The organism is Streptomyces sp. WM6386 (genome assembly GCF_000972385.1).
GTDB lineage: Bacteria > Actinomycetota > Actinomycetes > Streptomycetales > Streptomycetaceae > Streptomyces.
In genome coordinates this window covers 1-313 of sequence record NZ_JXTE01000788.1, presented here as the reverse complement: position 1 = coordinate 313, position 313 = coordinate 1, and the positions used below count along the sequence as shown (strand labels likewise).

Genomic DNA, 313 nt, shown 5'->3' with positions numbered 1-313 from the left:
TCGAAGGCGCCGTCGTTGAAGATGTTGCAGTTCTGGTAGATCTCGACGAGGGCTGTGCCGGGGTGGGCGGCTGCCTGGCGGAGGACCTCGGTCAGGTGCTTGCGGTCGGAGTCGACCGTGCGTGCCACGAACGATGCTTCGGCGCCGATGGCCAGTGAGACGGGGTTGAACGGTGCGTCGAGGGAGCCCATCGGTGTCGACTTGGTGATTTTGCCGACCTCGGAGGTGGGGGAGTACTGGCCCTTGGTGAGGCCGTAGATCCGGTTGTTGAAGAGCAGGATCTTGAGGTTGACGTTGCGGCGCAGGGCGTGGA

The 313-nt window shown here is 63.9% G+C and carries 1 protein-coding gene; it reads right to left on the bottom strand.

Annotated elements, in window-relative coordinates; translation table 11 throughout:
- Positions 1-313 (bottom strand): thiamine pyrophosphate-dependent enzyme (locus tag TN53_RS43675; protein ID WP_046264499.1); only part of this gene is annotated, 313 nt, incomplete at both ends.